The following is a 26,756-nucleotide window of genomic DNA, read 5'->3' on the forward strand; positions in this document are numbered from 1 at the left end:
CCGCAACCATTGTCACGGACAGAGGATTTTCTGTTACAAAGCAGTCAGATGGCCAGTCAGCCCGCCGCCTTGATCAAAGCACGTGTATATTCGGTCTGGGGGCGATCAAACAGGTCTTCTGCCGTACCGTACTCCACGACATCGCCCTGTTTCATCACGATTACCTTGTGACTCATTGCGCGCACGACCTTGAGGTCATGGGAAATGAACAGATAGGCGAGTCCGTATTTACGTTGCAGATCGCGCAGCAAATCCACGATCTGCACCTGCACCGTCATATCCAGTGCGCTGGTCGGTTCGTCCAGAACCAGCAATCTAGGCCGCAGCACCATCGCCCGCGCAATCGCGATCCTCTGACGCTGCCCGCCCGAGAATTCATGTGGATAGCGGTCCATCGTCGCCGGGTCCAAGCCGGTCTCGACCATCGCCTCGGCGACCAATTCCCGCTTGTTGCGTGTCGGGTCCACCTTGTGGATGTTCAGCCCCTCGGAAATGATTTGCTGACAGGTCATGCGCGGCGACAGGGATCCAAACGGATCCTGAAACACGATCTGCATCTCGGCCCGCAGTCGGCGCAATTCCCGCGTCGACCATTTCCGAACGTCCTGCCCGCGAAAGGTGATGGCCCCCTGAGACATGATCAGGCGCATCATGGCGAGCGCCAGCGTGGTCTTGCCAGAACCGGATTCGCCCACGATCCCCACGGTCTCGCCCGCGCGCACCGAGAGCGAGGCATCATTCACGGCTTTCACGTGACCGACGGTCTTTCTCATGAACCCTTTCTGGATCGGAAACCAGACCTTTAGATGATCGGTACTGGCCACCGGCTCGGCATCGGCTGCAACCGGGTCCGGGCGACCTGCAGGCTCTGCCGCCAACAGCTTTTGCGTATAGGGATGCCGTGGATTGGCGAATATCTCGGCCGTCGGGCCGGTCTCGACGATCTCCCCACCCTTCATCACACATACACGGTCCGCCACCCGCCGCACGATACCGAGATCATGGGTGATGAACAGCAGCCCCATGTTTTCCTGCGCCTTGAGATCAGCCAGAAGTTCGAGAATCTGCGCCTGAATGGTCACGTCGAGCGCTGTGGTCGGCTCGTCCGCGATCAGGATGTCGGGTTTGTTGGCCAGCGCCATGGCGATCATGACCCTCTGCCGCTGCCCGCCCGAAATCTGGTGCGGATAGGCACCCAGCCGGGTTTCGGGGTCTCGGATCCCGACCTGTGTCAGCAGCCCGATAATCCGCTCCCGCGCGGTCGCGCCGGTCAATCCCTGATGCAATTCGAGCGATTCCGACACCTGCCGCTCGATCGTGTGCAGCGGGTTCAGCGAGGTCATCGGCTCCTGAAAGATGAAACTGATGTCGTTGCCCCGCACCTTGCGCAACAGCTTTTCCGGAGCACCGATCATCTGCTGACCGTCATAGGTCACGCTGCCCTCAACCCGCGCGCTGTCTCCCAGCAACGACACCGTAGACAGCGCCGTCACCGACTTGCCCGATCCGGATTCACCGACCAGTGCAACTGTTTCGCCCCGGTCCACGGTGAAAGAAACACCGCGCACCGCCGGCGTGCTCTGGCCGTCCTGCGAGAATGCCACGCTCAGGTTTTCAACCGTCAGAAGGCTCATGAAAACGTCTTTCTCGGGTCGAATGCATCCCGGACACCTTCGAAAATGAAGACCAGCAGCGACAGCATGATGGCAAAGGTGAAGAAGGCCGTGAAAGCCAGCCACGGCGCCTGCAGGTTCTGTTTGGCCTGCAGGGTCAGTTCACCCAGCGACGGGGCAGAGGACGGCAACCCGAACCCGAGGAAATCAAGCGAGGCCAGTGCCGCGATGGTGCCGGTCACGATGAAGGGCAACATGGTCAGCGTCGCCACCATCGCGTTGGGCAGCATGTGGCGGAACATGATGGTCAGGTTTCCGACCCCCAATGCCTTGGCCGCGCGCACGTATTCGAGGTTGCGGGCGCGCAGGAACTCGGCCCGTACCACGCCCACCAGTGACATCCAGCCGAAGGCGATCATCAGAAACACCAGCAGCCAGAAACTGCGCCCGAGAATCGCGAACATGATGATGATCACGTAGAGCTGCGGCGTGCCCGACCAAATCTCGATCACCCGCTGAAAGATCAGATCCAGCCAACCACCGACATATCCCTGCACGGCACCGGCCGCGATGCCGATCAGGCTCGATACCGTGGTGACGATCAGGGTGAACAGGATCGACAGGCGAAAACCATAGATCACCCGCGCCAGCACGTCGCGTTTCGTATCGTCGGTGCCCAGCAGGTTCTGGCGATTGGGCGGCAAGGGCGCGGCACCGGGCCGATCCACGGTGGTGTTGAACGAATAGCGGATTGGCGGCCACAACGCCCAGCCCTGTTCGATCGGCTCCCCCTCCAGCATCCCGGATCGGGCGGCTTTCATCGTGGCCTCGGGATCTTGGAAACACAGCGACGAGCCCCCGGACCGGATCAGGCATTCCACTTCGGGATCGCGATAGATCGCCTCTGTCTGAAAATCGCCGCCGAACGCGGTTTCGGGATAGAAATTGAAGATCGGGGTAAAGTAATCGCCGCGGTAGTTCACCAGAATCGGTTTGTCGTTGGCGATGAATTCTGCAAACAGCGACAGGCCAAACAGGATACTGAACAGGATCAGCGACCAGAACGCCCGGCCATTGCGGCGGAAATTGCGCCAACGGCGCTGGTTGAGCGGAGACAGCGTCACTTACCCCTCCCGCCGTTCAAAATCGATACGCGGGTCGACCAGCACATACATCAGATCCGACAGGATTCCCGTCAGCAGCCCGATCAGCCCGAACATGTAGAGCGTACCGAACACCACCGGATAATCCCGCGCCACCGCCGCCTCGTACCCAAGCCGGCCCAATCCATCTAGCGAAAAGATCGTTTCGATGATGACCGAGCCGCCAAAGAACACCCCGATGAACACCGCCGGAAAGCCCGCGATCACGATCAGCATGGCGTTGCGGAACACATGGCCATAGAGCACCTTGCGCTCGCTCAACCCTTTTGCGCGGGCGGTCATGACATAGTGTTTCTTGATTTCGTCCAGAAAGCTGTTCTTGGTGAGCAGTGTCAGCGTCGCAAAGGCCGAAATCGTCGAAGCCAGAACCGGCAGTGTGATGTGCCAGAAGTAGTCACCGATCTTGCCAAGCAGGCTCAGTTGATCCCAATTGTCCGACGTCAGGCCGCGCAGCGGGAACACCTGCCAGTATGAGCCACCCGCAAACAGCACCAGAAGCAGGATCGCAAAAAGAAAGCCGGGAATCGCATAGGCCATGATGATGATGCCACTGGTCCAGGTATCAAACGATGACCCGTCCCTGACCGCCTTGCGGATGCCCAGGGGGATCGAAATCACATAGGCAATCAGCGTCGACCACAGGCCCAGCGTGATTGACACCGGCATCTTTTCGAGAATCAGGTCGATCACGCTGGTCGAGCGGAAATAGCTCTCACCGAAATCGAACCGGGCGTAATCCCAGAGCATCTTGAAGAACCGCTCCAGCGGCGGCTTGTCCAACCCGTATTGCCGTTCCAGTTCCTCGATGAATTCCGGCGGCAATCCGCGCCCACCGACATAACGGTCATTGGCGCCGGTTGTCTGAATCTCGACATCGGAGCCGCCGCCAGCGATGTTTTCAAACACATCCCCGCCGCCCTCCATCTGGGCGATGATCTGCTCCACCGGCCCGCCCGGCACGAACTGTACCAGCACAAAGTTGATGATCAGGATGCCCAGAAGCGTCGGAATAACCAACAGCAGGCGTCTGGCGATATAGGCTCCCATCGGGTCTGGTTACCTCAGCGCGCCAGAAGATTTCAGCGCCGCGGCCTTCTCGGCATTGATCCACCAAAGATCTTCGATACCAAGCGCATAAGGCGGCAGATTCTCGGGGTATTCATACTTGTCCCAATAGGCGACCCAATGCTTGCCCAGATACCATGTGGGCACCATGAAGCGTTTGGAGCGCAACACCCGGTCCAGCGCACGCACATTGGCAGTCAGTTCTTCGGCCTCGGTGGCCGATACGATATTGTCGATCAGCACTTCGATATCCGGCCCGTGAATGCCCGACGGATTGAAAACCGAAAACGCCGCAGCCTCGGTTCCGTATTGCTGGTAGAGCCCCGTCGAAGGTTGAAGTGATGTCCGGTAGCCGCCGGAAATCATGTCAAAATCCCGCTCTCTCCGGCGCAGGGTGAACTGCGCGTTGTCGATCCGGTTGTAGGCGGCATCGATCCCCATTGCCTTCAGATTCTCGACAAACGGCATGATGATGCGATCCAGCACCGGATCGTCGGAAAGGAACTCGATCTTCAGGGTCTGGCCCTCGGCATTTCGGCGCACCCCATCATCCCCGACCATCCAGCCCGCGTCGTCCAGCAATCCCATCGCGCTGCGCAGGTTGCGGCGATCATTTGGGCGTTCCGGCTTGCTGCTATGGGCGCTGACAGGCTCTGCGGTCAAAAGTTCGGGATCGATATCGTCACCCAGCGATTGCAGGACCTCCAATTCGCGCCCTTCCGGTTCGCCTTTGGCCTCCAGATGGGTGCCTTCCCAGAACGAATGGCGCTGCTGGAACAGCCCATATTGCAGGCTCTCGTTGGTCCATTCAAAATTGAAGGCAAGCTGTACTGCGGCCCGCACCCGTGGATCCTGAAACTGTGGCCGATCCATGTTCATCACGAATCCTGTGGCCGAGGGCACCTCGCCATCCGCCAATTCCTCTTTCAGGACATAGCCTTTGTCGATGGCGGGAAAATCATAGGCCGTCGCCCAACTCTTGGAGTTGTTTTCCTGTCGGAGGGTAAATTCGCCCGCCTTGAACGCCTCCATCGCGGCGATCGAGTCGCTGAAATACTCGATCCGTATGGTGTCGTAATTGTTGCGTCCCACGTTCACATTGACATGGTCACCCCAGTAATCGGGGTTGCGCTTGTAAACGATGCGCCGGTTGATGTCATAGCTGTCAAGCACATAGGGGGCCGAGCCGATGCCCGGCTCCATCCGGGGCTTGTCCAGCCGACGGTTTTCAGGATCGGCCTCGAACCAGGCCTTGGAAAAGATCGGCGTGCCGCCAACCTGCGTGATCATGGAGCGGCGCGAAAAGCCTTCGGCAAAATAGAACTTTACGCGATGCGGCCCCAGAACTTCGGCCTTGGGAATGCGCTTGCGCACGGCTTCGGCATAGGATTGCAAACCCTGATCCAGCAGCAGGTTGTGGGAAAACACCACATCCTCTGCCGTCACCGGGGTACCATCGGAAAACCGCGCTTCGGGACGCATGTTGAAGATCACCCAGTCCTGACTCTCCGGGTATTCAAGGCTTTCGGCAACCAGACCGTAGTAGGAGGCCGGTTCGTCATACGAGGGGAACAGCAACGATTCGTACTGATCCGCCGACCGTGCGCCGGCGCGGCCCTGCCGGTTGAATGGGTTAAAGCTGTCAAAGGTCCCTTGCGATGCATAGGACAGCTCCCCACCTTTGGGCGCATCCGGGTTCACATAATCAAAATGCGCGAATCCCTCCGGATATTTGAGATCACCGAATTCAGAGAACCCGTGCCGCTTGATGATCGAGTCCTCGGCCAGTGCAAGTGTTGCGAACCCCAGCAGCATCAGCAGCGCCAAACCCACGACCCCGACCTGTCTTTTCGGCGAAAAGGCGCGGGTGGCGGGCACGGCGGGGTCGTGGTTCATCTTGCTCTTCCTCTGTGAAACGGCACGTCTGGGCACTCTTACACTTGCCGATGTAAGCTAATGGAGGGGCGTGCCAAGATACAAGTTGCGAAAATGTGAGAAACCGACAATCGCCCTGCAATTCGACCGGTATTGGTTCCGTGCGGAATTCGAAAGATTGCACCGCCGACAAAAAAAACCGCTGCAGATCGCAGCGGCTTTGCGTGAAACGGTGTTTGCCGCTAGTTGCCGATCGTGTTCAGATAGGCGATCACGTTCTGGCGGTCTTCTTCCTTGCGCAGACCGGCAAAGCTCATCTTGGTGCCGGGCGCGAAATCGCGGGGCTTTTCCAGGAATTCCGCGAGCCGATCAGCAGTCCACTCGCCCCCCAGACCGGCCAGCGTGTCGGAATACTTGAATCCATCGACATTCGCGATCGGGCGATCGACCACTCCGAAGAGATGCGGGCCAACCGTGTTCTTGCCATCTTCGAGCTTGTGGCAGGCGGCGCATTTCTTGAAGACTTTCGCCCCGGCTTCCGGGTCTCCCGCAATCGCGGCGGTTGCCGTTGCGGTCTCCTCGGACGCGGCAGAGCTTTCCTCGGCTGGCGCCTCTTCCGTCGTCGATGCCTCTTCCTCCGTCGGTGCCTCTTCCTCGGTCGCAGGCGCTTCCTCCGTCGCAGACGTTTCGTCTGTCGCGGCCTCTGCGTCGGCGTTTGCCTCTTCGGCAGCGGCGCCGTCTTCTGCGGCCTTGGCTTCGTCTTCGCCTTCTTCGCCCGCCGCTTCTTCCGCGGCAGCGTCCTCGGTGGACACTTCTTCAGCTTCAGTTGTTTCGGCGGCCGCTTCGATCACAAAGGGTGAATCCGAGTTGGAATTGAGATAGGCGATCAGGTTCACCCGGTCATCGATCTTCTTCAGACCTGCAAAGCTCATCGTGGTGCCCGGCACAGCATCGCTCGGCTTAGTCAGAAACTCGTTCAGATGATCCGGTGTCCAGTCGCCGCCAGCAGCAGCCATAGCGTCAGAATAGCCAAAGCCTGAAACCGAAGCGACGGGCCGGCCCACGACGCCATAGAGATATGGGCCGGTGCTGTTCGCGCCATCTTCAAGCTTGTGGCAGGCCGAGCATTTCTTGAACACCTTGGCGCCCTTGTCGACATCCGCAGCCATCATCATCTCGTCAAAGCTGACTTCGGCGGTTTCTTCAGCCGCTTCGCCTTCATCTACCTCGATCACGTACGCGGCCTCTGCGTCACCATGCCCGCCTACGTGATACAAACCCCCGGCAGCCCAGTTGGCGAGGAGGAGAACCAGGAGTGCACCGAGGAACCCGGCCGCTGCTTTGGTGTAGGTCATCGTATCCATGTGGTCGCGTATCCATTTGATCCGTTTTGCCGATGTCTAAGCCTTTCCCTTGGCTTGGGCAAGGTATAGACACCGCGACGAAACGCCCGATTAGATCATGTTGCACGGAAAACCCCGATGACCAACCGAATTGCATTTCAGGGAGAGCCCGGTGCCTACAGCCACGAGGCCTGCCGCAACGCCCGCCCGAATATGGAGGCATTGCCCTGCCGTACGTTCGAAGACACGATCGAAGCCGTGCGCGCCGGTGAGGCGGACCTTGCGATGCTGCCGGTCGAAAACTCGACCTACGGGCGGGTCGCAGACATTCATTCGCTGTTGCCGAAATCCGGACTGCACATCATCGAAGAGGCGTTTGTGCGGGTTCACATCAATCTGCTGGGTCTGCCGGGCACCAAGGTCACCGACATCCAGCACGCGATGAGCCACACGGTGCTGCTTGGCCAATGCAAGAGTTTCCTGCAAAAACATGGCATTCACCGCATCACCGGCGCCGATACCGCCGGATCAGCGCGCCATGTGTCCCAAGCGGCCGACCGGTCATTGGCGGCACTGGCGAGCCCGTTGGCGGGCGAGATCTACGGCCTCAATCTATTGGCTGAACATATCGAGGACAATTCGAACAACACCACGCGGTTTCTGATAATGTCACCGGAGTCCGATACCTCGCGTCGCGGTGCGGACGGCATGATCACGACGTTCGTGTTCCAGGTGCGCAACATTCCCGCAGCACTATATAAGGCAATGGGCGGGTTCGCGACCAACGGCGTCAACATGACCAAGCTGGAAAGCTATATGGTCGACGGTTCGTTCACCGCCACTCAGTTTTACGCCGATATCGAGGGCCACCCGGACGATCCCAACGTCGAACTTGCGCTGGATGAACTCAATTATTTCACCACCAACGTCGAAATCCTCGGCGTTTACCCGGCGGATCCTGGACGGAAATGAAGATCCGCGCCGGTCTGGTTGGTGTACCGTGTCATGGCCCTATCGGCGACCGAAACGACCCGCCAGATTCGGAATCGCAAAGGTCGGTCCGATTGAGTTTCATGCAAGCCTTCGGTGCCGGTCCTCAAGTCCCTTCGCATAATCCGCCACTTTCAACTTGAACCGCTTGGTCAGATTGGCCTTGGCCAGCTTCAGCGACTGGATCAGGAGACGCCCGGGCAACGTGCGCGGCTTGAGGTTCAGCACGACCGCCATGCGTGTACGGCGCGGTGACAGGGGGACAAGTTCCAGTTCCAGAAATCCATCCAGCCCCTGCGATACCGTAGCAAAGCGCAAGGCGTTGGGCGGATCATAGGTTTCGAGCGTGATCTGCGCATCGCGCGGCTTTCCTCGCAGCACAAAGAGCGCGCGCCAGGCCATGCCGACAACCGGACAATTGCTGTCCTGCAGACGTTCCACCTCGATCCCGCGCCGAATGGCCGATCGCTCAAAGCCCTCGAATTCGCACAGCATGGCAAAAACCTCGGCTGCGGGGGCATCAATGTCTTCTTTGCTCGAAAATTGCATATGTCGTCCGTGCGTTCCTGTGCTGACAAAGTGTCGGCTCAATCCAGTGTATCCGCAAGCCAGTTTTGCAGAAGGAAATGGGCGATTGCTCCTCGGCGCGCAGGCTTCAGCACCGGGTGCTCTCCGGCAAAGGCGGTCATCATGTCGTCGCGCGTGACCCAGATGGCATCCTCGATCTCGACCGGATCAATCGTGATATCACGCCCTAGGGCCACCCCGGCACAGCCAAACATCAGGGATGCCGGGAATGGCCATGGCTGGCTGGACAGGTAGCTGACGTCGCCCACCTCGATCCCCGCCTCTTCGAACACCTCGCGCCGCACGGCTGCTTCGAGCGTCTCTCCCGGTTCGACAAAGCCGGCCAGCAAAGAATACATGCCCTCGGGCCAGCCCGGAGACCGCCCCATCAGTACCGAGTTTCCGTGGGTGATCAGCATGATCACCACCGGGTCGGTCCGCGGAAAGTGATGCGCCTTGCAGGACGGGCAGACCCGCTGCCAACCGGCCTCGCTCACCTCGCTCGGCGCACCGCATTTTGCGCAAAAGCGGTGGCTGTCATGCCAGCCGATGATCGCCTTGGCCGTCGCCGCCAACTCTGAGTCGCGCCGATTGAGCCGGGTCATCAGGCGACGCAGTTCTGCAAACACATGGTCTTTGGGGAATTCCGGGTGGGTCTGTTCGGACGGGACAAGAAACATGCCCAGGGCCGCCAGATCCTGATCCTTGGGTTCCCAAGATGAAATATCGCAGGCAAAGCGCGGTGCGTCAGTGTCGTCGCAGCCCAGAAAAACCGGCTCGGGAACAGCATCCGCATATCCGGCCTGAAGGACCGGATGATCCAGCGGAATCGTCGCCAGTTGATCGAGCCCCTCGCCCCGCACCAGCGGCTTGCCGCGCCACATCACGACGGCGGCGGCGTTGCGATGTGCCAGGGCCGATCTGAGCGCCGCTTCGTCGCTTCGGATATGTGCGGCCCTATCGAGGCCGGAACCGCCGAAAGTCACCTGTTCCGCCAGTTTCATCGCCTTGCTCCATACCCGCCTTGATGGCCGTTGTTCCTGCATCGCAGAAATCGCGACCCGAATTCAATTGCAAAGCGCCGACCGCCCTGATGCCAAGTAGAGTCACTCTCGTCACAAAGTCAGACACAAGAACAGGTTTCTCGACGCGAGGGTTACATGCTTTCATACACTTACCGGGAATTGAGCCCGGAAGTCCGGGCCCAGGCGCACCCATGAGAACTGCTTTTCTTACCCAGAAGGGTACAATATTGTGACAGATCGGCGTCGCGTGCTGACCGGCACCAAGGCGCGTTTGCGCCTGTTGGCGACCACCGATCTTCACATGAACCTGATGAGCCATGATTACTATGCCGATCTGCCGGACCCGTTTGTCGGGCTGACGCGCACTGCATCGCTGATTCACGCGGCGCGCGCCGAAGCCGAGGCCGATGACAGGCTGGTCCTACTCTTTGACAATGGCGATGCCTTTCAGGGCGCCCCGATGAGCGATGTCTCGGCGAACGATCCCGACCAGTCACACCCGTTGATGCGGGCCTTTGCTTACCTGCGTTATGATGCGATCGGGCTTGGCAATCATGATTTCAACTTTGGCCTCAAACCGCTGAACCTGGCATTGCAACAGTCTCCCTGCCCGGTGCTCTGCTCCAACATGCAACGGATCCGCCGGACAAAATCGACCGGGTTTGAACCCTTTGCGATCCTGGACCGGTTGCTGCGCTGCGGTGAAGATGAATGGCCGATCCGAATCGGGGTTCTGTCCTTTCTGCCCCCTCAAACGATACAATGGGACGCGCATCATCTGCGAGGGCAGATGCAGACCAGCGGGATCGTCGAAACGGCCCGGCGTTGGTTGCCCGACCTCAAGGCTGCGGGATGCGATCTGGTTGTTGCATTGGCGCACACCGGACTCAGTAACACGCCGGATCACACAGAGCTCGAGAACGCGGCGCGCCCCTTGGCTGAACTTGACGGGATCGATGCGGTGATTTCGGGCCACACCCATCTGCGCCTGCCGGGTCCGGATCATTGTGGCATCAACAACGTCGATACCCGAACCGGGTCTGTCCACGGAACGCCGGTGGTCATGGCGGGCACTTCCGGATCACATCTCGGGGTGATCGATCTGGATCTGGTTGCCGATGCGCAGCACAAATGGAAGCGCGCCGGTTTCCAGTGTAGTCTCCGCCCGATTGCCTTGCGGACGGACACGGGAAAACCGGCATCGGTCGTCCCCGAAGACCCCGCCCTGGTCGCGCTGCTGTCAGAAGACCATGCGCAGACCCGCGAATTGATGAGGCAACCGGTGGGGAGCAGCGCGGTTTCCCTGCACAGCTACTTTTCATTTTTCGCACCGGATCGCGCGCTGGCATTGGTGGCGGCAGCACAAGCGGCTGCGGTGCGCCCTCATCTGGCGGGAACCGAGGCGGAGGGCCTGCCCCTGATTTCCGCCACCGCACCGGGAAAGTTCGGAGGCCGGGCCGGGCCAAACTACTACACCGATATTCCTGCCGGTCCCCTTTCCTATCGGCATATTGCCGACTTGCATGTGTTTCCGAACGAACTTCGCGCGGCAATCGTCAGCGGTGCCCAGTTACTCGAATGGCTGGAGGTCTCGGCACGGCTGTTCAATCATATCGAGCCGGGGGGAACCGGACAGATGTTGGTCGACGATTCGGTGCCCGGGCACGATTTCGACGTGCTGCACGGCCTGACCTATGAGATCGACCTGTCCGCGCCCTCCAGCGCTCTTGCCAATGGCAAGTTGCATGGCCGCAACTGCCGGCGCATCGTCGGCGTCAGATACGCCGGTAGACCCGTGGAACCCGACGCCCGGTTTGTGGTGGTCATGAACAGCTATCGCGCCAGTGGCAGCGGGCCGTTTGCGCTTTTGTCAGACGTGCCGATGATCAAAGTCCCGGCAGTGATGCTGCGCGAGGTGATCGGGAGCTACCTGAGCGGCCAGTTGTCCGTCGATCCATTGCAGGATGCGCCGGCACCTTGGCGGTTTGCACCCATGCCCGACACGCGCGTGACCGCGCTGACCGGACCGGGCGCCCGGCGCCATATGGCCGAACTGGATGATCGTGACGTAGATATCCGCCGGATTACGCCCGAGGGGTTTCTCCAACTGGACATTGCGGTCTGACGCGCCCCCGACCGGTTGCGAATCTCTTGCCACGTGCCTATATGCAGGATCGAGAGGTTGGCGCGGGCGAGCGCCTCGCCAACCTGGTCAGATCCGGAAGGAAGCAGCCACAACGAGTCCCGCTTGGGTCGATGTCCAGCCTCTCACCACATGAAATCTCGAGATTGCAAGGATCGCTGGGCGGCGGCGCTCCGGTGTGTGCCCTGCACAAGGCACGCAAGTCACCTTCACCCCGCAATAATTAACCATTCTTAAACCACGTGTCCGATAGCGGTTAACGGATCGTTTCAAGGATCGGGGATTTGATGGTTTCGCGTGCCTATACTGTTGCCTTTCAGGGGGTTGATGCCCGACTGGTCGAGGTACAATGCGCGGTCAGCCCCGGTCTGCCTGCCTTTTCGATCGTGGGGCTACCGGACAAGGCCGTGTCCGAGGCACGTGATCGCGTGCGCACGGCGCTCGGATCCATGGCCATCGCCCTGCCCTCCAAACGCATCACCATCAACCTTTCGCCTGCGGATCTGCCGAAGGAAGGCAGCCATTTCGATTTGCCCATCGCGCTGGCGCTATTGGCGTCCTTGGAGATTGTGCCTGCCGACGCCATCGAAGGGATGGTTGCCCTGGGGGAACTGTCGCTGGATGGCTCGCTTGTGCCTGTATTGGGGGCGTTGCCCGCCGCCATGGCCGCAGCTCAGGAGGAGCGCGGGCTGCTGTGCCCGCAGGCTTCGGGCGCAGAAGCCGCCTGGGTCGGGGCCACCCAGGTGATCGGAGCCGCCAGCCTGGGCGATGTGGTCCGTCACTTTACCGGGCAGTCCCCGATCCCGGCAGCGGAACCGGGTGAAGTCACCACGCCCCCAACCGACCGCGACCTGCGCGATGTCAAAGGTCAGGAACGCGCCAAACGCGCGTTGGAGATTGCCGCCGCCGGACGGCATCATGTCATGCTCGTCGGCTCTCCCGGCTCGGGGAAATCAATGCTGGCCGCGCGCATTCCGGGAATTCTGCCCCCGCTTACCGCCGCCGAAGCGCTTGATACGTCGATGATCCAGTCGCTGTGCGGTCTGCTGGACGAAGGCGGAATCAACCGCGCACGGCCGTTTCGCGAGCCCCATCACACCGCGTCGATGGCTGCCATCGTCGGAGGTGGGCGCAATGCAAAGCCCGGAGAAATCAGCCTCGCTCACAACGGTGTTCTGTTCATGGATGAGTTCCCGGAGTTCACACGCGCCGTCTTGGAAACGCTGCGACAGCCCCTCGAAACCGGAGAAGTGATGATTGCGCGTGCCAACGCCCACGTGAAATACCCCTGCAAATTCATGCTGGTGGCCGCAGCGAACCCTTGCAAATGCGGGTATCTCACGGACCCGTCGCGCGCCTGTGCCCGCGTCCCGGCCTGTGGCGAGGACTACATGGGCCGCATCTCGGGGCCATTGATGGACCGCTTCGATCTGCGGCTGGAGGTCCCGCCTGTGGCGTTCACCGATCTTGATCTGCCAGCCTCGGGAGACAGTTCCGCGGAAGTTGCCAGCCGGGTTGCGGCAGCGCGTCAGGTTCAGGCCGCGCGCTTTGGCGATGCGTCGGGCTCACGGCAGAATGCCGATGCGGAAGGTGCCCTGTTGGAAGAGATCGCCACACCCGATGAAGACGGTCGCGCGCTATTGAGCCGCGTGGCGGAACGATTCGGCCTGTCTGCGCGGGGATACCACCGCGTCTTGCGCGTTGCCCGTACAATTGCCGATCTCGACCACAGCGATACGGTCTGTCGGCCACATGTTGCCGAGGCACTCAGCTTTCGGGTTACAACCGCCGCTGCCTGAACTTCAAGTAACCTTGGCTTCGATTGCCTGCCAGATCTTCTCGGCAATGTTGACACCATCAAAGCGTTCCAGTTCCTGAATTCCGGTTGGTGACGTCACATTGATTTCCGTAAGATAGTCGCCGATTACATCAATCCCGACAAAGACCTGCCCCTTTTCGCGCAGCAACGGCCCGATGGCGGCACAGATCTCCTTGTCGCGCGCCGTCAGGCCAATCTGTTCCGGCCGCCCGCCCACATGCATGTTTGAGCGGGTTTCGCCTTCGGCGGGCACACGGTTGATCGCCCCGACGGGATCACCATCAACCAGAATGATCCGCTTGTCGCCATTGCGCACATCCGGCAGGAATTTCTGAACGATCAGGGGCTCGCGTGAAAACCCGGTAAAGAGTTCATGGAGCGACGTCAGGTTGCGATCCTGCTCGTCCAGCCGGAACACACCGGCACCGCCATTGCCGTACAGAGGTTTCAGAATGATATCGCGATGCTCGGCTTTGAACGCCTTGATCGTGGCAAGATCGCGGGCAACCGTCGTGGGCGGTGTCAGGTCGGGGAAATCGAGAACCAACAGCTTTTCTGGGTAGTTGCGCACCCAGAAGGGATCGTTCACCACCACCGCCTGTCCCTTCAGCCGGTCAAGCAGATGGGTCGATGTGATGTAGTGCATATCAAAGGGCGGGTCTTGACGCAGCCACACCACGTCGAAGTCCGCGAGGTCAACTTCGCGCATTTCGCCAAGAACAGCAGGCTGATCTGCGACGCGCTGTACGGTCATGTCCTGTCCGCGCGCCGTGATGCGACCTTGCTGATAGGCCAGATGATCCGGGCCATAGTAGAAAAGCTCATGCCCGCGCGCCTGCGCCTCTTCGGCCAGACGAAAACTGCTGTCGGCATTGATGTCGACGTTCTCGATCGGGTCCATCTGAAAGGCAATCTTCATGGCGCGTCCCCCTGTGGTGCGCCCGATACATGGCGCAGCGCGCCCAGAGGTTCAATCCCGATCAGTCGTGGCCAAAGGCGTTTTCCAGAATCTCGAAGGTGCCCAATTCGTCTACCAGCGCGGCGTCGATCCGGACATCGATCAGCTGACTGTCAGGCTCACGCGCAAGGAATTCCTCTGCCGAGGCAAGAATCCGCGCGATCTGGCGGCGGCTGATCCGTTCTGCGGCGCGCGCAATGCTCCGGCTTTTCTTGACCTCGACAAACACCAGGATTTCCGGGTTCCGCACGATCAGGTCGATTTCGCCTCCGGCCCCGCGCCATCGCCGGTACAGGATTTTGAAACCGAGCCGCTCATAGTGCAGCGCGATCTGCCGTTCCGCAGCCTCACCCGCATGATGTGCAACCTGTCCTCGGATCTCTGCCTGCATCGCACCTCGTTTCAGGTCTTTGTCAGTTTCAGCGCCATCTGGTACACCTGCCTGCGCGGAATACCGTGGGTCCGCGACACCAGATCGGCCGCATCCTTGACCGAATGTTCCGTCAACACCGCCCGCAGATCCTCTTCTACCTCGGACTCGTTAACGGCTTCTGAACCGGCGCGGTCTACCACCAGCACGATCTCGCCTTTGACCCTGTCAGCCTGAAGTTGCGCTGCCAGTTCTCCAAGCGTGCCGCGCCGCACCTCTTCGAATTTCTTGGTCAATTCCCGACAGAGCGCCACCGCGCGATCCGCCCCGAGGACCGAGGCCATATCCGCAAGGCTTGCCGCCACCCGTTTGGGCGATTCGAAAAAGACAAGCGTACCCGGCACCGAACACAGTTCCTCGAGCCGCGTACGGCGAGCACCCGTCGCGTTTGGAAGAAAACCGGCGAAAAAGAACGCATCGGTCGGCAGTCCAGCCAGCGTCAGTGCGGTCAGCACCGCCGACGCCCCCGGTGCCGCCGTGACGAGGTATCCCGCCTCGCCTGCCGCGCGGCTCAGATCATATCCGGGATCGGAGATCAGCGGCATCCCGGCCTCGGAGGCATAGGCAACGGATCGGCCCTCCTCCAGCGCACCGAGCAGGCGTTTGCGGGCCTCTTCGCCACTGTGATCATGGTACGACAGGATCCGGCGGCCATCCAGAGGAACACCATGGATTTCCATCAGCCGCCGCAGGCTGCGAGTGTCTTCGGCGGCGATGATATCAGCCGAGGCCAGCACATCGAGCGCGCGCAGTGTAATATCGCGCGCCGTCCCGATGGGTGTTGCGACAAAATACAGCCCAGGGGCCAATCGGATCTTTTGGTGATTCAACGCTGGACCCTCTCCCGCTGACGTCTATTATCCCGAACTTACAGATCGGCGGTGCCTGGCCGCCGCATGAGGGAGTTGCCGAACCATGTTTGCCGTTTTCGCCGTGCCCCGCAAGGTGGTGTTGTTCTGTCTGGCCCTGCTGTCTCTCGCGGTGTTGTCCGCCTGTGACGCGGTACCCGGTGGTGGACCAACCATCAATACCGATAAACCTGTTCCTGTCGCACTGCTGCTGCCGCGCAGCTCGGCGCAATCCGGCGATGCGGTTCTGTCGCGAAGTCTGGAAAACGCGGCGCGGCTGGCGATGGGCGACCTGAACGGTGTGCAAATCGATCTGCGGGTCTACGACACCGGCGGCAACGCGGCAACGGCCGCGGCGCAGGCAACAAAGGCCGTCAATGAAGGCGCACGGATCATCCTGGGCCCGGTCTATGCCGAATCGACCAACGCCGTCGGGCTGGCTGTGCGCGGACAGAACATCAACGTCCTGTCCTTTTCCAACAATCCCACCATCGCAGGTGGAAACGTCTTTATTCTCGGGCCGACATTCTTCAATACGGCCAATCGCCTGGCCCGATACTCCGCAGGTCGGGGCAAGGGCAACTTTGTGGTTGTTCATGGCACGGACCTCGCGGGTCAACTGGGCCGCGACGCGATCCAGCAAGCCATCAGAGGCAGCAGTGCGCGTCTGGCCGGAACTGTCCCCTATGATTTGTCACAGCAATCCGTCATCGTCACGGTGCCACGGGTCAAGGCGATGGTCGACAGCACCGGTGCTGATTCGATCTTTCTGGCGGCCACAACCGCAGGTGCTCTGCCGTTGTTCACACAATTGCTGCCCGAAGCCGGAGTCGGCCCTGCAACCACCCAGTATGTCGGTCTGACCCGCTGGGACATCCCATCGCAAACCCTGGCATTGCCCGGCGTGCAGGGTGGCTGGTTCGCGCTGCCCGATCCTGGCAAGACCCAGCAATTCAACGCTCGCTATGCCGCCGCCTATGGCGGTTCCCCCCATCCGATCGGTGGTTTGGCCTATGACGGTATTGCCGCAATCGGCGCGCTGGTCGGGGCGGGTAAGTCCAATGCCCTCACTGGCGGCGCACTTACCCAGGGTGCCGGCTTTCAGGGTGTCGGCGGCATCTTTCGACTGCGGCCCGACGGCACGAATGAACGCGGGCTTGCAGTGGCGATGATTCAGAACAAACAGGTGGTTGTGATTGACCCTGCACCAGCAAGTTTCTCCGGTGCCGGGTTCTGATCCGACACCACCGGATCGTTACCATCCCGTCGCATCCGGTCCTCTGATTTGCGATGAAGCCGATGTTTTCGATGCGGTTGCGGTGCATGCACAGATCGCGACCGCCGCGCAGGGCGCGACAGATAACGCGGCGTTGCGTTCCGAGACCGTACGCATTTTGCGCGAGGCGCAGAAAAGCGGGCGTGCCAACATTGCCCAAGCGTTTGCCGAGACCCCCTTTGCCGCACGCCCGCTCACTCGATCCTATACATATCTGACCGACGGACTGGTGATGAGCACGCTGATGGCCGCTCAAACCTTCCTGCATCCACGCCCCAATCCCACATCCGGGGAACGGATCGCGGTGATCGCGGTGGGCGGATACGGGCGTGGCGAAATGGCCCCGTTCTCGGATGTCGACGTGCTGTTTCTGACGCCCTACAAGATCACGCCCTGGGCCGAGAGCGTCATTGAATCCATGCTCTACATCCTGTGGGATATCCGGCTGAAAGTTGGCCATGCCAGCCGCACGATCAAGGATTGCATCCGTCTCGGTCTGGAGGATTTCACCATCCGCACCGCCCTGCTTGAGCATCGTTTTGTCGCCGGACATGCACCGCTCGCCAAGAAGCTGGATGCCCGTCTTGCAGCCGATCTTTTTGCCGGCAATGGGCAGGATTTCATCGAGGCCAAACTGACCGAACGCGACGCGCGGCACCTGAAACAGGGCGAGCGCTACATGGTTGAACCCAACGTCAAGGAGGGAAAGGGCGGGCTGCGCGACCTGCAATCCCTGTTCTGGATCGCCAAGTATATTCACGGTGTTCAGGACACAGCCGAACTTGTGCCGCTCGGTGTCTTTCAGGCCGAGGAATTCACCACCTTCGCGAAAGCCGAAGATTTCCTGTGGGCAGTGCGTTCACACCTGCATCTGATCGCGGGGCGCCCTACCGAAAAGCTGACGTTCGACATGCAGGTCGCTGTCGCCGACGCAATGGGCTACAAGGATCTGGCCGGGCGGCGCGGTGTCGAAATCTTCATGCAGAGCTACTTTCGTCACGCCACCGCCGTCGGTGACCTGACCCGCATCTTTCTGACCAAGCTCGAAGCGATCAATGCCAAGTCGAAACCCTTGCTGGAGCGGATTTTCCGTCGCAAACCCAAGATTAAGCCGGGGTACGAAGTCATCAACAATCGTCTCGCGGTGGTCGACCCGGACGAATTTCTCAAAGACAACCTGAACCTGTTGCGCCTGTTCGAAGAGGCGCTGCGTACCGGCATGCTCATTCATCCGGACGCGATGCGCCTTGTTGCCTCAAACCTGAAGCTGATCGACAACGACATGCGAAACAGCCGCGAGGCACGCCGCATCTTTCTCGACCTGATGCTGAAACATGGCAACCCGGAACGGGCCCTTCGACGCATGAACGAGTTGGGCGTGTTGTCGGCCTTCGTTCCCGAATTCGAGCCTATCGTGGCGATGATGCAGTTCAACATGTACCATAGCTACACTGTGGACGAGCACATCATCCAGTGCATCGCCAATCTGACACAGATCGAGAGAGGCGAACTGATCGAGTCCCTGCCGGTCGCCTCCAGCATTCTCAAGGAGGGCGTGAATCGCAAGGTTCTCTATGTCGCGATGCTGCTGCACGACATCGGCAAAGGACGGCCCGAAGACCATTCCATTCTGGGAGCCCAGATCGCCCGCAAGGTCGCGCCCCGGCTTGGGCTGAACAAGGCGGATAGCGAAACCGTTGAATGGCTCGTCCGGTATCATCTGCTGATGTCTGACATGGCGCAAAAACGCGATATCGCCGATCCGCGAACCGTTCGCGATTTTGCCAAGGCAGTCCAGACGGTCAAGCGGCTCGACCTGCTGACGGTGCTGACGGTCTGCGACATTCGTGGCGTCGGGCCCAATGTCTGGAACAACTGGAAAGCCGCGCTGATCCGCGCGCTCTATCGCCAGACCCGGCGCGCGCTCGAGACCGGTATGGAGGATCTGAACCGCGAAAATCGCGGAGCCAGTGCCAAGAAGGCGCTGCGCGAGGCATTGCCCGACTGGACAAAATCCGCGCTCGCCGCCGAAACCAAACGCCATTATCCCCCTTACTGGCAGGGGCTGCATGTCACTGCGCATGTGGATTTCGCACGGATGCTGCGGGCGCTCGAAGAAACGGGCGATCCAAGCGAAGTCATGATCCACCTGCATCCGGATGGCGACCGTGATGCCACGCGCGCCTGTTTCGTGATGGCCGATCATCCGGGCATCTTTGCCCGCCTCGCCGGGGCGCTGGCCCTCGTCGGCGCCAATGTGGTGGATGCCCGCAGCTACACGACCAAGGATGGCTACATTACTGATGCGTTCTGGATCCAGGACGGCGATGGGCACCCCTACGAGGCCGACCGCTTGCCACGCCTGACCAAGATGATCCACAAGACGCTCAGGGGCGAGTTCGTCGCCAGCGACGCCTTCAAGAGCCGCGACAAGATCAAGAAGCGTCTCAAGGCATTCAACGTCCCGACCCATATCAGCTTTGACAACGAAGGCTCCGATATCTACACAATCATCGAAGTCGACACCCGTGACCGGCCCGGCCTGCTCTACGATCTGGCCCGTACACTGGCCAATGCGAACATCTATATCGCCAATGCGGTCATCGCCACCTACGGCGAACAGGCGGTCGACTCATTCTACATCAAGGACATGTTCGGGCTGAAGTACTACTCCGAGGCCAAGCAAAGGTCACTCGAAGCCAAGCTGCGCAAGGCGATTGCAGATGGTTCGGACAGGGCGGATACCTGACATGTGGTGCTGCCCTGCAGGGTTGGGTATGACCACCGCGCCCGCGTCAACGATGCGCCATCAGTACCGCAGAAGCCTTCCGCCAGTCTGAAAGGACCCGCCCTTGAAACCCATTCGCCTGATGTCAGGCTTTCTGACGGTCGGTGTCTGGACCCTGCTCAGCCGGGTTCTGGGCTTTGTGCGCGATATCCTCATCGCAGGCTGGCTGGGAACCGGGCCCGTGGCCGAGGCCTTTCTGGTGGCCTTCAGCCTTCCCAACATGTTCCGCCGGTTCTTTGCCGAAGGCGCATTCAACACCGCCTTCATCCCCCTGTTCTCCAAGAAACTGCAAACAGGTGGGAATGCCGAGACATTTGCCAATGATGCCTTTGCGGCACTGGGGTCGTTGCTGATCGTGTTCACGGTTCTGGCTCAGGTCTTCATGCCCTGGCTTGTGTTGGCGATGGCCAGCGGCTTTGCCGGGGATGAGCGGTTCGGCCTTGCGGTTCTGTTCGGGCGCATCGCGTTCCCCTACATTCTGTTCATTTCCCTTGCCGCCCTTCTGTCGGGTGTTCTGAATGCAACCGGGCGTTTTGCAGCCGCAGCGGCGGCGCCGGTCCTGTTGAATGTCATCCTGATCTCAGCACTCCTGATCGCTGAATCCGGCATCCTGAACGTTGCGACACCTGCCGAAACCGTCACAGGATCACCGCATCCCGGTATCCATCACGGTACGTTTCTGGTTTGGGGCGTCCTGGTTGCCGGTGTCGCGCAACTGGCGCTGCTTTGGTACGCGGCCGGCCGTGCGGGCTTTCGCATTCGGCTGCAACGACCCCGCCTGACACCCGACCTCAAGCGGCTTGCAATCATCGCCCTGCCGGCGATGCTGGCTGGTGGCGTGGTTCAGATCAACCTGCTGGTCGGCCGTCAGGTGGCGAGCTTTTTCGAGGGTGCGATTGCATGGCTCAGCTATGCGGACCGGCTCTATCAGCTGCCTCTTGGGGTCGTCGGGATCGCGGTGGGTGTCGTCCTGCTGCCCGACCTGTCGCGCCGCCTTGCCGCCAGCGACGATGACGGCGCACGGTCCGCGCTCAGCCGCGCAGGTGAGGTATCGCTGGCGCTGACCATTCCGTCGGCTGTCGCCCTTGTGGCGATCCCCTACCCGCTGATCTCGGTCCTGTTCCAGCGCGGGGCCTTTGACGCGACCGATGCAAGCGCGACCGCACTGGCCGTCGCCGTGTACGGGTTGGGCCTCCCTGCCTTCGTATTGCAAAAGGTGCTGCAACCGCTCTACTTTGCCCGCGAGGACACCCGAACCCCGTTTCGATATGCGGTGGTATCGATGATCGTGAACGTTGTGGTCGCCGTTTCGATGGCCTATCTGCTCGGCTATATCGGTGCCGCGATCGGCACCACGGTTGCCGCGTGGGCGATGGTGCTGCAACTGGCGCGCGGTACACGTTCGATGGGCGACGTCGCGCGATTTGACGCAAGATTTCATCGCCGGCTATGGCGCATCTGCGTCGCCTCTGCGGTGATGGGGCTGGTGCTCGTGGCGAGCGGCATGCTCCTGTCGCAAGCGTTGCACATGGCCTACTGGCGTTACCTGGCACTGGCCGGGCTGATCCTTGTGGGTATCGTCGCTTACTTCGGGGTCGGCCAACTCATCGGAGCCTTCCGTCTTGCAGATTTCCGAAACGCCCTCCGCCGCAACTGACGACTGCCGCATCTCCCGTGCTATTTGCGTTGGACAAGGCCGCGCAACCGCGCCAGTCCGCCCGGCGCGAGAACGACGGACAAACCAAACCCGGTTGCAAAGCCCGCCAGATCGGCGACCCAGTCCGGGCTGCCGCCAAACAGCAGGCCAAACACCAGCTGGATTCCCATCAGAAAGCTGATCAGGGTAAAGGCGCGCGTCTGGTTCGCCCCCACGCGCGACAGCGACATCCACAGCATATAGGTAAAGGCCCCGATCAGCCCGTATACCGGTGGAAACCCACCGATCAGCGGAGCAGGGTCATTCAGGATCAATGCATATGCCAAAGCACCACCGACCCCGGACAGCACAAAGATCACCAGAAACGCAATACTGCCAAAGACCTCGGCAACCATCTTGCCCATTGCCAGAAGGAAGACCCCAACAAATAGCGAATGGGTAAAGGAGGCATGGACAAACGGATAGCTGACAAACCGGATCAGATGCTCCGCAGGCCAGCGATGGTTCTCCATCATCCAGTCAAAAACAGCACTCGAAAACGCATAGGTCTGCATCGCGTCCAGCCGCCAGCCAACCGCCGTCGGACCGCCGATGATCCCGTGTGATCCAAGCTGGAACACCAGCTCGATCCCCATGATGAAAAAGAACATTGCCACCACCACGGGCGGCATCGGATTCACCGCGGGAACATTGCCCTGTTCATTCATCTGCCCGGACTCCTTGCGGCCTGTATTCAGCGCCTGTTGACGATACCCCGCCTCATGGGTAAGCGAGGCCGATAGGATTTGCCAGACGGGAGTTACCTGTGATGACCGAAACCAGTTTTCAACCCCGCGTTTTCTCGGGCATCCAGCCTTCGGGCGACCTGCACCTTGGCAATTACCTCGGTGCGCTGAAACGCTTTGCCGAGATGCAGGACGAAGGGATAGAGGCGATCTATTGCATGGTCGACCTGCATGCGATCACCGTTTGGCAGAACCCCGAGGATCTGCGGCGCAGCACCCGAGAGCTTTGCGCCGGATTCATCGCGGCGGGTATCGATCCGCAAAAATCCATCCTGATCAACCAAAGCCAGGTGCCCGAACACGCGCAACTGGCGTGGATTTTCAACTGTGTCGCGCGGATCGGCTGGATGAACCGCATGACCCAGTTCAAGGACAAGGCCGGCAAGAACGCCGAAAAGGCCAGCCTCGGGCTCTATGCCTATCCGTCGCTGATGGCCGCCGACATTCTTATCTATCACGCCACCCACGTGCCGGTGGGCGAGGATCAAAAACAGCATCTGGAACTGACCCGCGATATCGCGGCCAAGTTCAATCATGACTATGGGGTAGATTTCTTCCCGATCACGGAGCCGGTCATCGAAGGCACCGCCACCCGCGTGATGAGCCTGCGGGATGGCACCAAGAAGATGTCGAAATCCGATCCATCCGACATGAGCCGGATCACCCTCACCGATGATGCGGATTCCATTGCCAGGAAATTCCGCAAGGCCAAGACCGATCCCGAGCCCCTGCCCGACACGATCGAGGGCCTCGCAGACCGGCCCGAGGCCCGAAACCTCGTGAACATCTACGCGGCACTTGCCGACAAGACACCGGAGCAGGTGATCGCGGAATATGCCGGACAGCAATTTGGCCGGTTCAAACCCGCCCTCGCGGATCTCGCAGTAGACCGGATGGCGCCGATCTCCACAGAAATGGCGCGCCTGATGGCCGACCCGGCAGAGATCGACCGCATTCTGGAACTTGGGGCCACCCGCGCCCGCGAGATCACCGCGCCGATCCTGCGCAAAACCTATGATATCGTCGGCATGGTCGGCCCGACGGTCTGAGCACTGCGGCCTGTGCATCAGCGCAGGTCGGATGCGCGGTGCTCTGGGCTTACGCACCGTCCTTTCCCGATCCATAGTACCGGAGAAAGGACCCAGTCATGACCAGCCCGCTGCCCGCCGAGACCTGTATCGGCCATGTCCATCTGAAAGTCTCCGATCTTGACCGCGCCATCGCCTTTTATCGCGGTGTTCTGGGGTTCGAGGTCACCCAAAGACGCGGCTTGCAGGCTGCCTTCCTGAGCGCTGGCGGTTATCATCACCATATCGGCCTGAACACCTGGGAAAGCGCCGGGGCCACACCTCCGCCGCCGGGCCATACGGGCCTCTATCACACAGCCTTCCTGTTCCCTGACCGCGCGTCACTGGGTGCGGCGCTGAAACGGGTGCTGGACGCGGGCATCCCGCTGGACGGTGCCGCCGATCACGGCGTCAGCGAAGCGCTGTATCTGCGTGACCCCGACCAGAATGGCGTCGAACTCTATCGTGACCGCCCCCGCGCGGAGTGGCCCCGCGATGCACAGGGGAATCTGGCGATGGACACCGCCTCGCTGGATCTGGATGCGCTGCTGGCCAAAGCCTGACCTGGCAAACAGCGTTGATACGGTGTTCGGGAATTGGCTGCCGTAGGCTGCGAGAACCAGACCTGACGCTACGTTTGTGGGGCCTCAACGTGAGCAGCGAGCAATTTCTTTGCAGATTCTGCTCTCAGTGGCCTCTCCTAAAGACGCCCAGCCTGAGCCCGAGCTTCGCATACGCAATCAAAAGCCCTAAAAGCGGAGAGAAGAACCCAATGTAGCCAGTTACGTTTTCGACGCAATCGCCAAAGTCGGTTTGACCTGCCGGCAAGCCTTTGTGATCCCAAGCGTCAGCGAACACAAACGCGGACACAACCGAACTGACAAACGAGGGTACACCAAGATAAACAGTCCAAAGGATCCAATCGCGTATGAAAATTCCAGCATGCCGCAGGATTTTCCCGATTTGTGAGGTGGGACTGCTCATGTCTTAGACCTCGCTACAGGCACTCCGCATAACGATGACGCCTAGACGATTCGGCAGATATGCAAAGCCGTTCAAAGCAAACCACACGGTTTACCGAAATCACGAAAAAGAAAACGCCCCGGATTTCTCCGGGGCGGTTTGTCACTCGGTCCAGAACATCGAGGCTCAGTCGCGCTCTTCGATGATCTCGACCATGTGCGGGATGCTGTTGACCATGCCGCGTACGGAAGGCGTGTCTTCCAGTTCGCGGGTCTTGTGCATCTTGTTCAGGCCCAGGCCGATCAGCGTTGCGCGCTGTTTGGCGGGGCGGCGGATCGGGCTGCCGATCTGCTTGACGACGATGGTTTTTGCCATGTTCCCGTCTCCTTACGCTTCTGCGGCTTCGGCCACAGGCGCTTCGTCACGCTTGGGCAGGATGTCCGACACTTTCTTGCCACGACGCTGTGCGACCGCACGGGGACTGGACTCTTTGCGCAGCCCGTCGATGGTGGCCCGGATCATGTTGTAGGGGTTCTGGCTGCCGATCGACTTGGATACAACATCCTTGACGCCCAGCATTTCGAACACGGCACGCATCGGACCACCGGCGATGATACCGGTACCTTCAGGTGCTGTACGCATGACGACCTTGCCGGCGCCATGACGGCCTTCCATGTCGTGGTGCAGGGTGCGGCCTTCGCGCAGTTGCACGCGGATCATCTGGCGCTTGGCCTGCTCGGTGGCCTTGCGGATGGCCTCGGGGACCTCTTTCGCCTTGCCTTTGCCAAAGCCTACGCGGCCCTTCTGATCGCCAACGACGACGAGCGCAGCAAAGCCGAAACGCTTACCGCCCTTGACGGTCTTGGACACGCGGTTGATCGCAACCAGGCGATCTGCGAATTCCGGAGTCTCGTCGCGCTGATTGCGGCGACCGCCCCGTTGATTTGGTTCTCTGGCCATGCAGGCCTCCTGTTCTTCGGTGCTCGGCACCATTGTCTCAATCCTGGTGAGCGAGACGCCCCCGGATCATCGAGGCGGCCCCGTAGGAGCCGCCTGCAAGTCTTAGATCTTGAGGCCACCCTCGCGGGCAGCATCGGCCAATGCCTTGACCTTGCCGTGGAACAGAAAGCCGCCACGGTCGAAATAGGCTTCTTCAACGCCCGCTTTCTTGGCGCGCTCGGCGATGGCCGACCCCACCTTGCTGGCTGCTTCGATGTTGTTCTTGCCGACAACGCCCAGGTCCTTTTCGAGCGAAGATGCTGCCGCCAGGGTGACGCCATTCACATCGTCGATCAGCTGGACGCTGATGTTCTTGTTGCTGCGGTGCACCGACAGACGCGGACGTCCGGCGTTGACTTTGCGCAGTTTGTTCCGAACGCGCAGGCGGCGCTTCAGAAACAGGGTTCTTTTGCTGTTTGCCATATCCTGGGTCCTTACTTCTTCTTGCCTTCTTTGCGGAAGATGAACTCGCCCTTGTAGCGGATGCCTTTGCCCTTGTAGGGTTCGGGCTTGCGCCAGGAACGGATGTTCGCGGCGACTTGACCAACCAACTGTTCGTCAATGCCCTCCACAACGATTTCGGTCTGCTTGGGCGCGGTAACGGTCACACCTTCCGGTGCGACATAGTCCACGTCATGGGACAGGCCAAGGTTCAGCCTCAGCGTGGTGCCCTGCATGGACGCACGATAACCAACACCCTGGATCTCCAGCTCTTTCTTGAAGCCGGTGGTGACACCGGTCACGAGGTTGGCAACCATGGTGCGGGACATGCCCCACTGCTGGCGCGCCCGCTTGGAGCTGCCGCGCGGCGTGATGGTGACCACGTTGTCCTCAACACTGAGGCTCACGTCGTCGGTGGCGCTGAAGCTGCGCGAACCTTTCGGCCCTTTGACTTCAATGGTCTGACCCGACACAGAGGCGGTGACGCCGCTGGGCAGCTCGACCGGTTTCTTACCAATACGAGACATCAGACTCTCCTTAGAATACGGTGCAGAGCACTTCGCCGCCGACATTGGCGTTGCGTGCGGCTGCATCCGACATCACACCCTGAGGGGTGGAGACAATCGACACACCCAGGCCCTGACGAACCTGCGGAATGTCCTTGACGCCCATATAGACGCGGCGACCGGGTTTGCTGACCCGTTTCAGTTCACGAATGACGGGCTCGCCTTCATAATACTTCAGGCTGATCTCGATGGCCGGGTGGCCGTCGGCACCAGTGGTTTTCTCGTAACCGCGGATGTAACCTTCGTCCGCCAGCACGTCCAGAACCCATGCCCGCAGCTTGGAAGCCGGAGTGGATACGGTGGATTTGCCGCGCATCGACGAGTTGCGGATCCGGGTGAGCATGTCTGCGATAGGATCGTTCATATCTGTCTCTC

24 protein-coding genes and 1 other RNA gene are annotated in these 26,756 nt (G+C 60.4%); 9 read left to right on the forward strand and 16 right to left on the reverse strand.

Going from position 1 to position 26,756, the window contains the following annotated elements:
• Nucleotides 1-56: 56 nt before the first annotated feature.
• The 5 genes from QO231_RS03185 to QO231_RS03205 form a co-directional block, all read right to left on the reverse strand.
• Nucleotides 57-1,634 carry an ABC transporter ATP-binding protein gene (locus QO231_RS03185; protein ID WP_316773283.1) on the reverse strand — a complete coding sequence of 526 codons (1,578 nt, stop codon included), beginning with the start codon at nucleotides 1,632-1,634 and terminating at the stop codon, nucleotides 57-59.
• Nucleotides 1,631-2,737, reverse strand: a complete 1,107-nt coding sequence (locus QO231_RS03190) for an ABC transporter permease (protein ID WP_316773285.1) — start codon at nucleotides 2,735-2,737, stop codon at nucleotides 1,631-1,633. The genes QO231_RS03185 and QO231_RS03190 overlap by 4 nt, the downstream gene beginning before the upstream one ends.
• Nucleotides 2,738-3,823 (reverse strand): microcin C ABC transporter permease YejB, encoded by a 1,086-nt coding sequence (locus QO231_RS03195; RefSeq protein ID WP_316773286.1) that lies wholly within the window; start codon nucleotides 3,821-3,823, stop codon nucleotides 2,738-2,740. It lies immediately after the preceding gene.
• A gap of 9 nt (nucleotides 3,824-3,832) precedes the next feature.
• Nucleotides 3,833-5,737: an extracellular solute-binding protein gene (locus tag QO231_RS03200; protein ID WP_316773288.1), complete on the reverse strand. Its 1,905-nt coding sequence runs from the start codon at nucleotides 5,735-5,737 to the stop codon at nucleotides 3,833-3,835.
• A gap of 221 nt (nucleotides 5,738-5,958) precedes the next feature.
• Nucleotides 5,959-7,080 carry a c-type cytochrome gene (locus QO231_RS03205; RefSeq protein WP_316773290.1) on the reverse strand — a complete coding sequence of 374 codons (1,122 nt, stop codon included), beginning with the start codon at nucleotides 7,078-7,080 and terminating at the stop codon, nucleotides 5,959-5,961.
• Nucleotides 7,081-7,197: 117 nt separating this feature from the next.
• Between QO231_RS03205 and QO231_RS03210 the strand changes: the two genes are divergently transcribed.
• A complete protein-coding gene (locus QO231_RS03210; protein ID WP_316773292.1) occupies nucleotides 7,198-8,031 on the forward strand; it encodes a prephenate dehydratase in 834 nt (277 codons plus the stop codon).
• A gap of 99 nt (nucleotides 8,032-8,130) precedes the next feature.
• Here QO231_RS03210 and QO231_RS03215 read toward each other — a convergent pair whose 3' ends face one another.
• Entirely contained in the window at nucleotides 8,131-8,598 is a 468-nt protein-coding gene (locus tag QO231_RS03215; RefSeq protein WP_316773293.1) for an SRPBCC family protein, read from the reverse strand.
• A gap of 38 nt (nucleotides 8,599-8,636) precedes the next feature.
• Nucleotides 8,637-9,620, reverse strand: a complete 984-nt coding sequence (gene nudC, locus QO231_RS03220; protein ID WP_316773295.1) for an NAD(+) diphosphatase — start codon at nucleotides 9,618-9,620, stop codon at nucleotides 8,637-8,639.
• Between the two features lie 250 nt (nucleotides 9,621-9,870).
• On the opposite strand from nudC, the gene QO231_RS03225 reads away from it, so the two are divergent.
• From QO231_RS03225 to QO231_RS03235, 3 genes are all read left to right on the forward strand, one after another.
• Nucleotides 9,871-11,766: a bifunctional 2',3'-cyclic-nucleotide 2'-phosphodiesterase/3'-nucleotidase gene (locus QO231_RS03225; RefSeq protein WP_316773297.1), complete on the forward strand. Its 1,896-nt coding sequence runs from the start codon at nucleotides 9,871-9,873 to the stop codon at nucleotides 11,764-11,766.
• A gap of 50 nt (nucleotides 11,767-11,816) precedes the next feature.
• Nucleotides 11,817-11,915: signal recognition particle sRNA small type (gene ffs, locus QO231_RS03230), an RNA gene on the forward strand.
• Between the two features lie 156 nt (nucleotides 11,916-12,071).
• The gene (locus QO231_RS03235) at nucleotides 12,072-13,583 is read left to right on the forward strand and encodes a YifB family Mg chelatase-like AAA ATPase (protein WP_316773846.1); all 1,512 of its coding nucleotides are present in this window, start codon (nucleotides 12,072-12,074) and stop codon (nucleotides 13,581-13,583) included.
• A gap of 3 nt (nucleotides 13,584-13,586) precedes the next feature.
• Here the strand turns inward: QO231_RS03235 and gshB are convergent, their stop codons facing one another.
• From gshB to rsmI, 3 genes are all read right to left on the reverse strand, one after another.
• Entirely contained in the window at nucleotides 13,587-14,522 is a 936-nt protein-coding gene (gshB, locus tag QO231_RS03240) for a glutathione synthase (RefSeq protein ID WP_316773299.1), read from the reverse strand.
• 61 nt (nucleotides 14,523-14,583) lie between these two features.
• Nucleotides 14,584-14,952, reverse strand: a complete 369-nt coding sequence (locus QO231_RS03245) for a YraN family protein (RefSeq protein ID WP_316773300.1) — start codon at nucleotides 14,950-14,952, stop codon at nucleotides 14,584-14,586.
• 11 nt (nucleotides 14,953-14,963) lie between these two features.
• Nucleotides 14,964-15,821 (reverse strand): 16S rRNA (cytidine(1402)-2'-O)-methyltransferase, encoded by an 858-nt coding sequence (gene rsmI, locus QO231_RS03250; protein WP_316773302.1) that lies wholly within the window; start codon nucleotides 15,819-15,821, stop codon nucleotides 14,964-14,966.
• A gap of 85 nt (nucleotides 15,822-15,906) precedes the next feature.
• Between rsmI and QO231_RS03255 the strand changes: the two genes are divergently transcribed.
• The 3 genes from QO231_RS03255 to murJ all read left to right on the forward strand — a co-directional run bounded on the left by QO231_RS03255 (nucleotide 15,907) and on the right by murJ (nucleotide 21,560).
• Complete coding sequence (locus QO231_RS03255) at nucleotides 15,907-17,076, forward strand: penicillin-binding protein activator (protein WP_316773303.1); 1,170 nt, start codon at nucleotides 15,907-15,909, stop codon at nucleotides 17,074-17,076.
• The gene (locus tag QO231_RS03260; protein WP_316773848.1) at nucleotides 17,063-19,864 is read left to right on the forward strand and encodes a [protein-PII] uridylyltransferase; all 2,802 of its coding nucleotides are present in this window, start codon (nucleotides 17,063-17,065) and stop codon (nucleotides 19,862-19,864) included. Before QO231_RS03255 ends, QO231_RS03260 begins: the two co-directional genes overlap by 14 nt.
• 103 nt (nucleotides 19,865-19,967) lie before the next feature.
• The gene (gene murJ / locus QO231_RS03265; protein ID WP_316773305.1) at nucleotides 19,968-21,560 is read left to right on the forward strand and encodes a murein biosynthesis integral membrane protein MurJ; all 1,593 of its coding nucleotides are present in this window, start codon (nucleotides 19,968-19,970) and stop codon (nucleotides 21,558-21,560) included.
• Nucleotides 21,561-21,580: 20 nt separating this feature from the next.
• On the opposite strand, the gene QO231_RS03270 is transcribed toward murJ, so the two are convergent.
• On the reverse strand, nucleotides 21,581-22,267 hold the full coding sequence (locus QO231_RS03270; protein ID WP_316773306.1) for a rhomboid family intramembrane serine protease: 687 nt from the start codon (nucleotides 22,265-22,267) through the stop codon (nucleotides 21,581-21,583).
• A 101-nt stretch (nucleotides 22,268-22,368) separates the two neighbouring features.
• Here QO231_RS03270 and trpS point away from each other — a divergent pair, with 101 nt between their 5' ends.
• Together trpS and QO231_RS03280 are read left to right on the forward strand one after the other, a co-directional pair.
• Nucleotides 22,369-23,394, forward strand: coding sequence for a tryptophan--tRNA ligase (trpS, locus tag QO231_RS03275; RefSeq protein ID WP_316773308.1), 1,026 nt, complete (start codon nucleotides 22,369-22,371; stop codon nucleotides 23,392-23,394).
• Between the two features lie 98 nt (nucleotides 23,395-23,492).
• A complete protein-coding gene (locus QO231_RS03280) occupies nucleotides 23,493-23,975 on the forward strand; it encodes a VOC family protein (protein WP_316773309.1) in 483 nt (160 codons plus the stop codon).
• 586 nt (nucleotides 23,976-24,561) lie between these two features.
• On the opposite strand, the gene rpmD is transcribed toward QO231_RS03280, so the two are convergent.
• From rpmD to rpsH, 5 genes are all read right to left on the reverse strand, one after another.
• Nucleotides 24,562-24,750, reverse strand: a complete 189-nt coding sequence (gene rpmD / locus QO231_RS03285; protein ID WP_316773311.1) for a 50S ribosomal protein L30 — start codon at nucleotides 24,748-24,750, stop codon at nucleotides 24,562-24,564.
• A gap of 12 nt (nucleotides 24,751-24,762) precedes the next feature.
• Complete coding sequence (rpsE, locus tag QO231_RS03290) at nucleotides 24,763-25,335, reverse strand: 30S ribosomal protein S5 (RefSeq protein ID WP_316773313.1); 573 nt, start codon at nucleotides 25,333-25,335, stop codon at nucleotides 24,763-24,765.
• 102 nt (nucleotides 25,336-25,437) lie between these two features.
• A complete protein-coding gene (gene rplR / locus QO231_RS03295) occupies nucleotides 25,438-25,797 on the reverse strand; it encodes a 50S ribosomal protein L18 (RefSeq protein ID WP_316773315.1) in 360 nt (119 codons plus the stop codon).
• Between the two features lie 11 nt (nucleotides 25,798-25,808).
• Nucleotides 25,809-26,342 (reverse strand): 50S ribosomal protein L6, encoded by a 534-nt coding sequence (rplF, locus tag QO231_RS03300; protein WP_316773317.1) that lies wholly within the window; start codon nucleotides 26,340-26,342, stop codon nucleotides 25,809-25,811.
• 10 nt (nucleotides 26,343-26,352) lie between these two features.
• Nucleotides 26,353-26,745, reverse strand: coding sequence for a 30S ribosomal protein S8 (rpsH, locus tag QO231_RS03305; RefSeq protein ID WP_316773319.1), 393 nt, complete (start codon nucleotides 26,743-26,745; stop codon nucleotides 26,353-26,355).
• Nucleotides 26,746-26,756 lie beyond the last annotated feature (11 nt).

Origin of the sequence: Sedimentitalea todarodis (assembly GCF_032595355.1) — a bacterium.
GTDB classification, from domain to species: Bacteria; Pseudomonadota; Alphaproteobacteria; order Rhodobacterales; family Rhodobacteraceae; genus Sedimentitalea; species Sedimentitalea todarodis.

Coding starts and splice junctions, on each gene's coding strand:
- QO231_RS03185 (WP_316773283.1), bottom strand. CDS start 1,634: ATGAGCCTTCTGACGGTTGAAAACCTGAGCGTGGCATTCTCGCAGGAC.
- QO231_RS03195 (WP_316773286.1), bottom strand. CDS start 3,823: ATGGGAGCCTATATCGCCAGACGCCTGCTGTTGGTTATTCCGACGCTT.
- QO231_RS03200 (WP_316773288.1), bottom strand. CDS start 5,737: ATGAACCACGACCCCGCCGTGCCCGCCACCCGCGCCTTTTCGCCGAAA.
- QO231_RS03205 (WP_316773290.1), bottom strand. CDS start 7,080: ATGGATACGATGACCTACACCAAAGCAGCGGCCGGGTTCCTCGGTGCA.
- QO231_RS03210 (WP_316773292.1), top strand. CDS start 7,198: ATGACCAACCGAATTGCATTTCAGGGAGAGCCCGGTGCCTACAGCCAC.
- QO231_RS03215 (WP_316773293.1), bottom strand. CDS start 8,598: ATGCAATTTTCGAGCAAAGAAGACATTGATGCCCCCGCAGCCGAGGTT.
- nudC (WP_316773295.1), bottom strand. CDS start 9,620: ATGAAACTGGCGGAACAGGTGACTTTCGGCGGTTCCGGCCTCGATAGG.
- QO231_RS03235 (WP_316773846.1), top strand. CDS start 12,072: ATGGTTTCGCGTGCCTATACTGTTGCCTTTCAGGGGGTTGATGCCCGA.
- gshB (WP_316773299.1), bottom strand. CDS start 14,522: ATGAAGATTGCCTTTCAGATGGACCCGATCGAGAACGTCGACATCAAT.
- QO231_RS03245 (WP_316773300.1), bottom strand. CDS start 14,952: ATGCAGGCAGAGATCCGAGGACAGGTTGCACATCATGCGGGTGAGGCT.
- QO231_RS03255 (WP_316773303.1), top strand. CDS start 15,907: ATGTTTGCCGTTTTCGCCGTGCCCCGCAAGGTGGTGTTGTTCTGTCTG.
- QO231_RS03270 (WP_316773306.1), bottom strand. CDS start 22,267: ATGAATGAACAGGGCAATGTTCCCGCGGTGAATCCGATGCCGCCCGTG.
- trpS (WP_316773308.1), top strand. CDS start 22,369: ATGACCGAAACCAGTTTTCAACCCCGCGTTTTCTCGGGCATCCAGCCT.
- QO231_RS03280 (WP_316773309.1), top strand. CDS start 23,493: ATGACCAGCCCGCTGCCCGCCGAGACCTGTATCGGCCATGTCCATCTG.
- rpmD (WP_316773311.1), bottom strand. CDS start 24,750: ATGGCAAAAACCATCGTCGTCAAGCAGATCGGCAGCCCGATCCGCCGC.
- rpsE (WP_316773313.1), bottom strand. CDS start 25,335: ATGGCCAGAGAACCAAATCAACGGGGCGGTCGCCGCAATCAGCGCGAC.
- rplR (WP_316773315.1), bottom strand. CDS start 25,797: ATGGCAAACAGCAAAAGAACCCTGTTTCTGAAGCGCCGCCTGCGCGTT.
- rplF (WP_316773317.1), bottom strand. CDS start 26,342: ATGTCTCGTATTGGTAAGAAACCGGTCGAGCTGCCCAGCGGCGTCACC.
- rpsH (WP_316773319.1), bottom strand. CDS start 26,745: ATGAACGATCCTATCGCAGACATGCTCACCCGGATCCGCAACTCGTCG.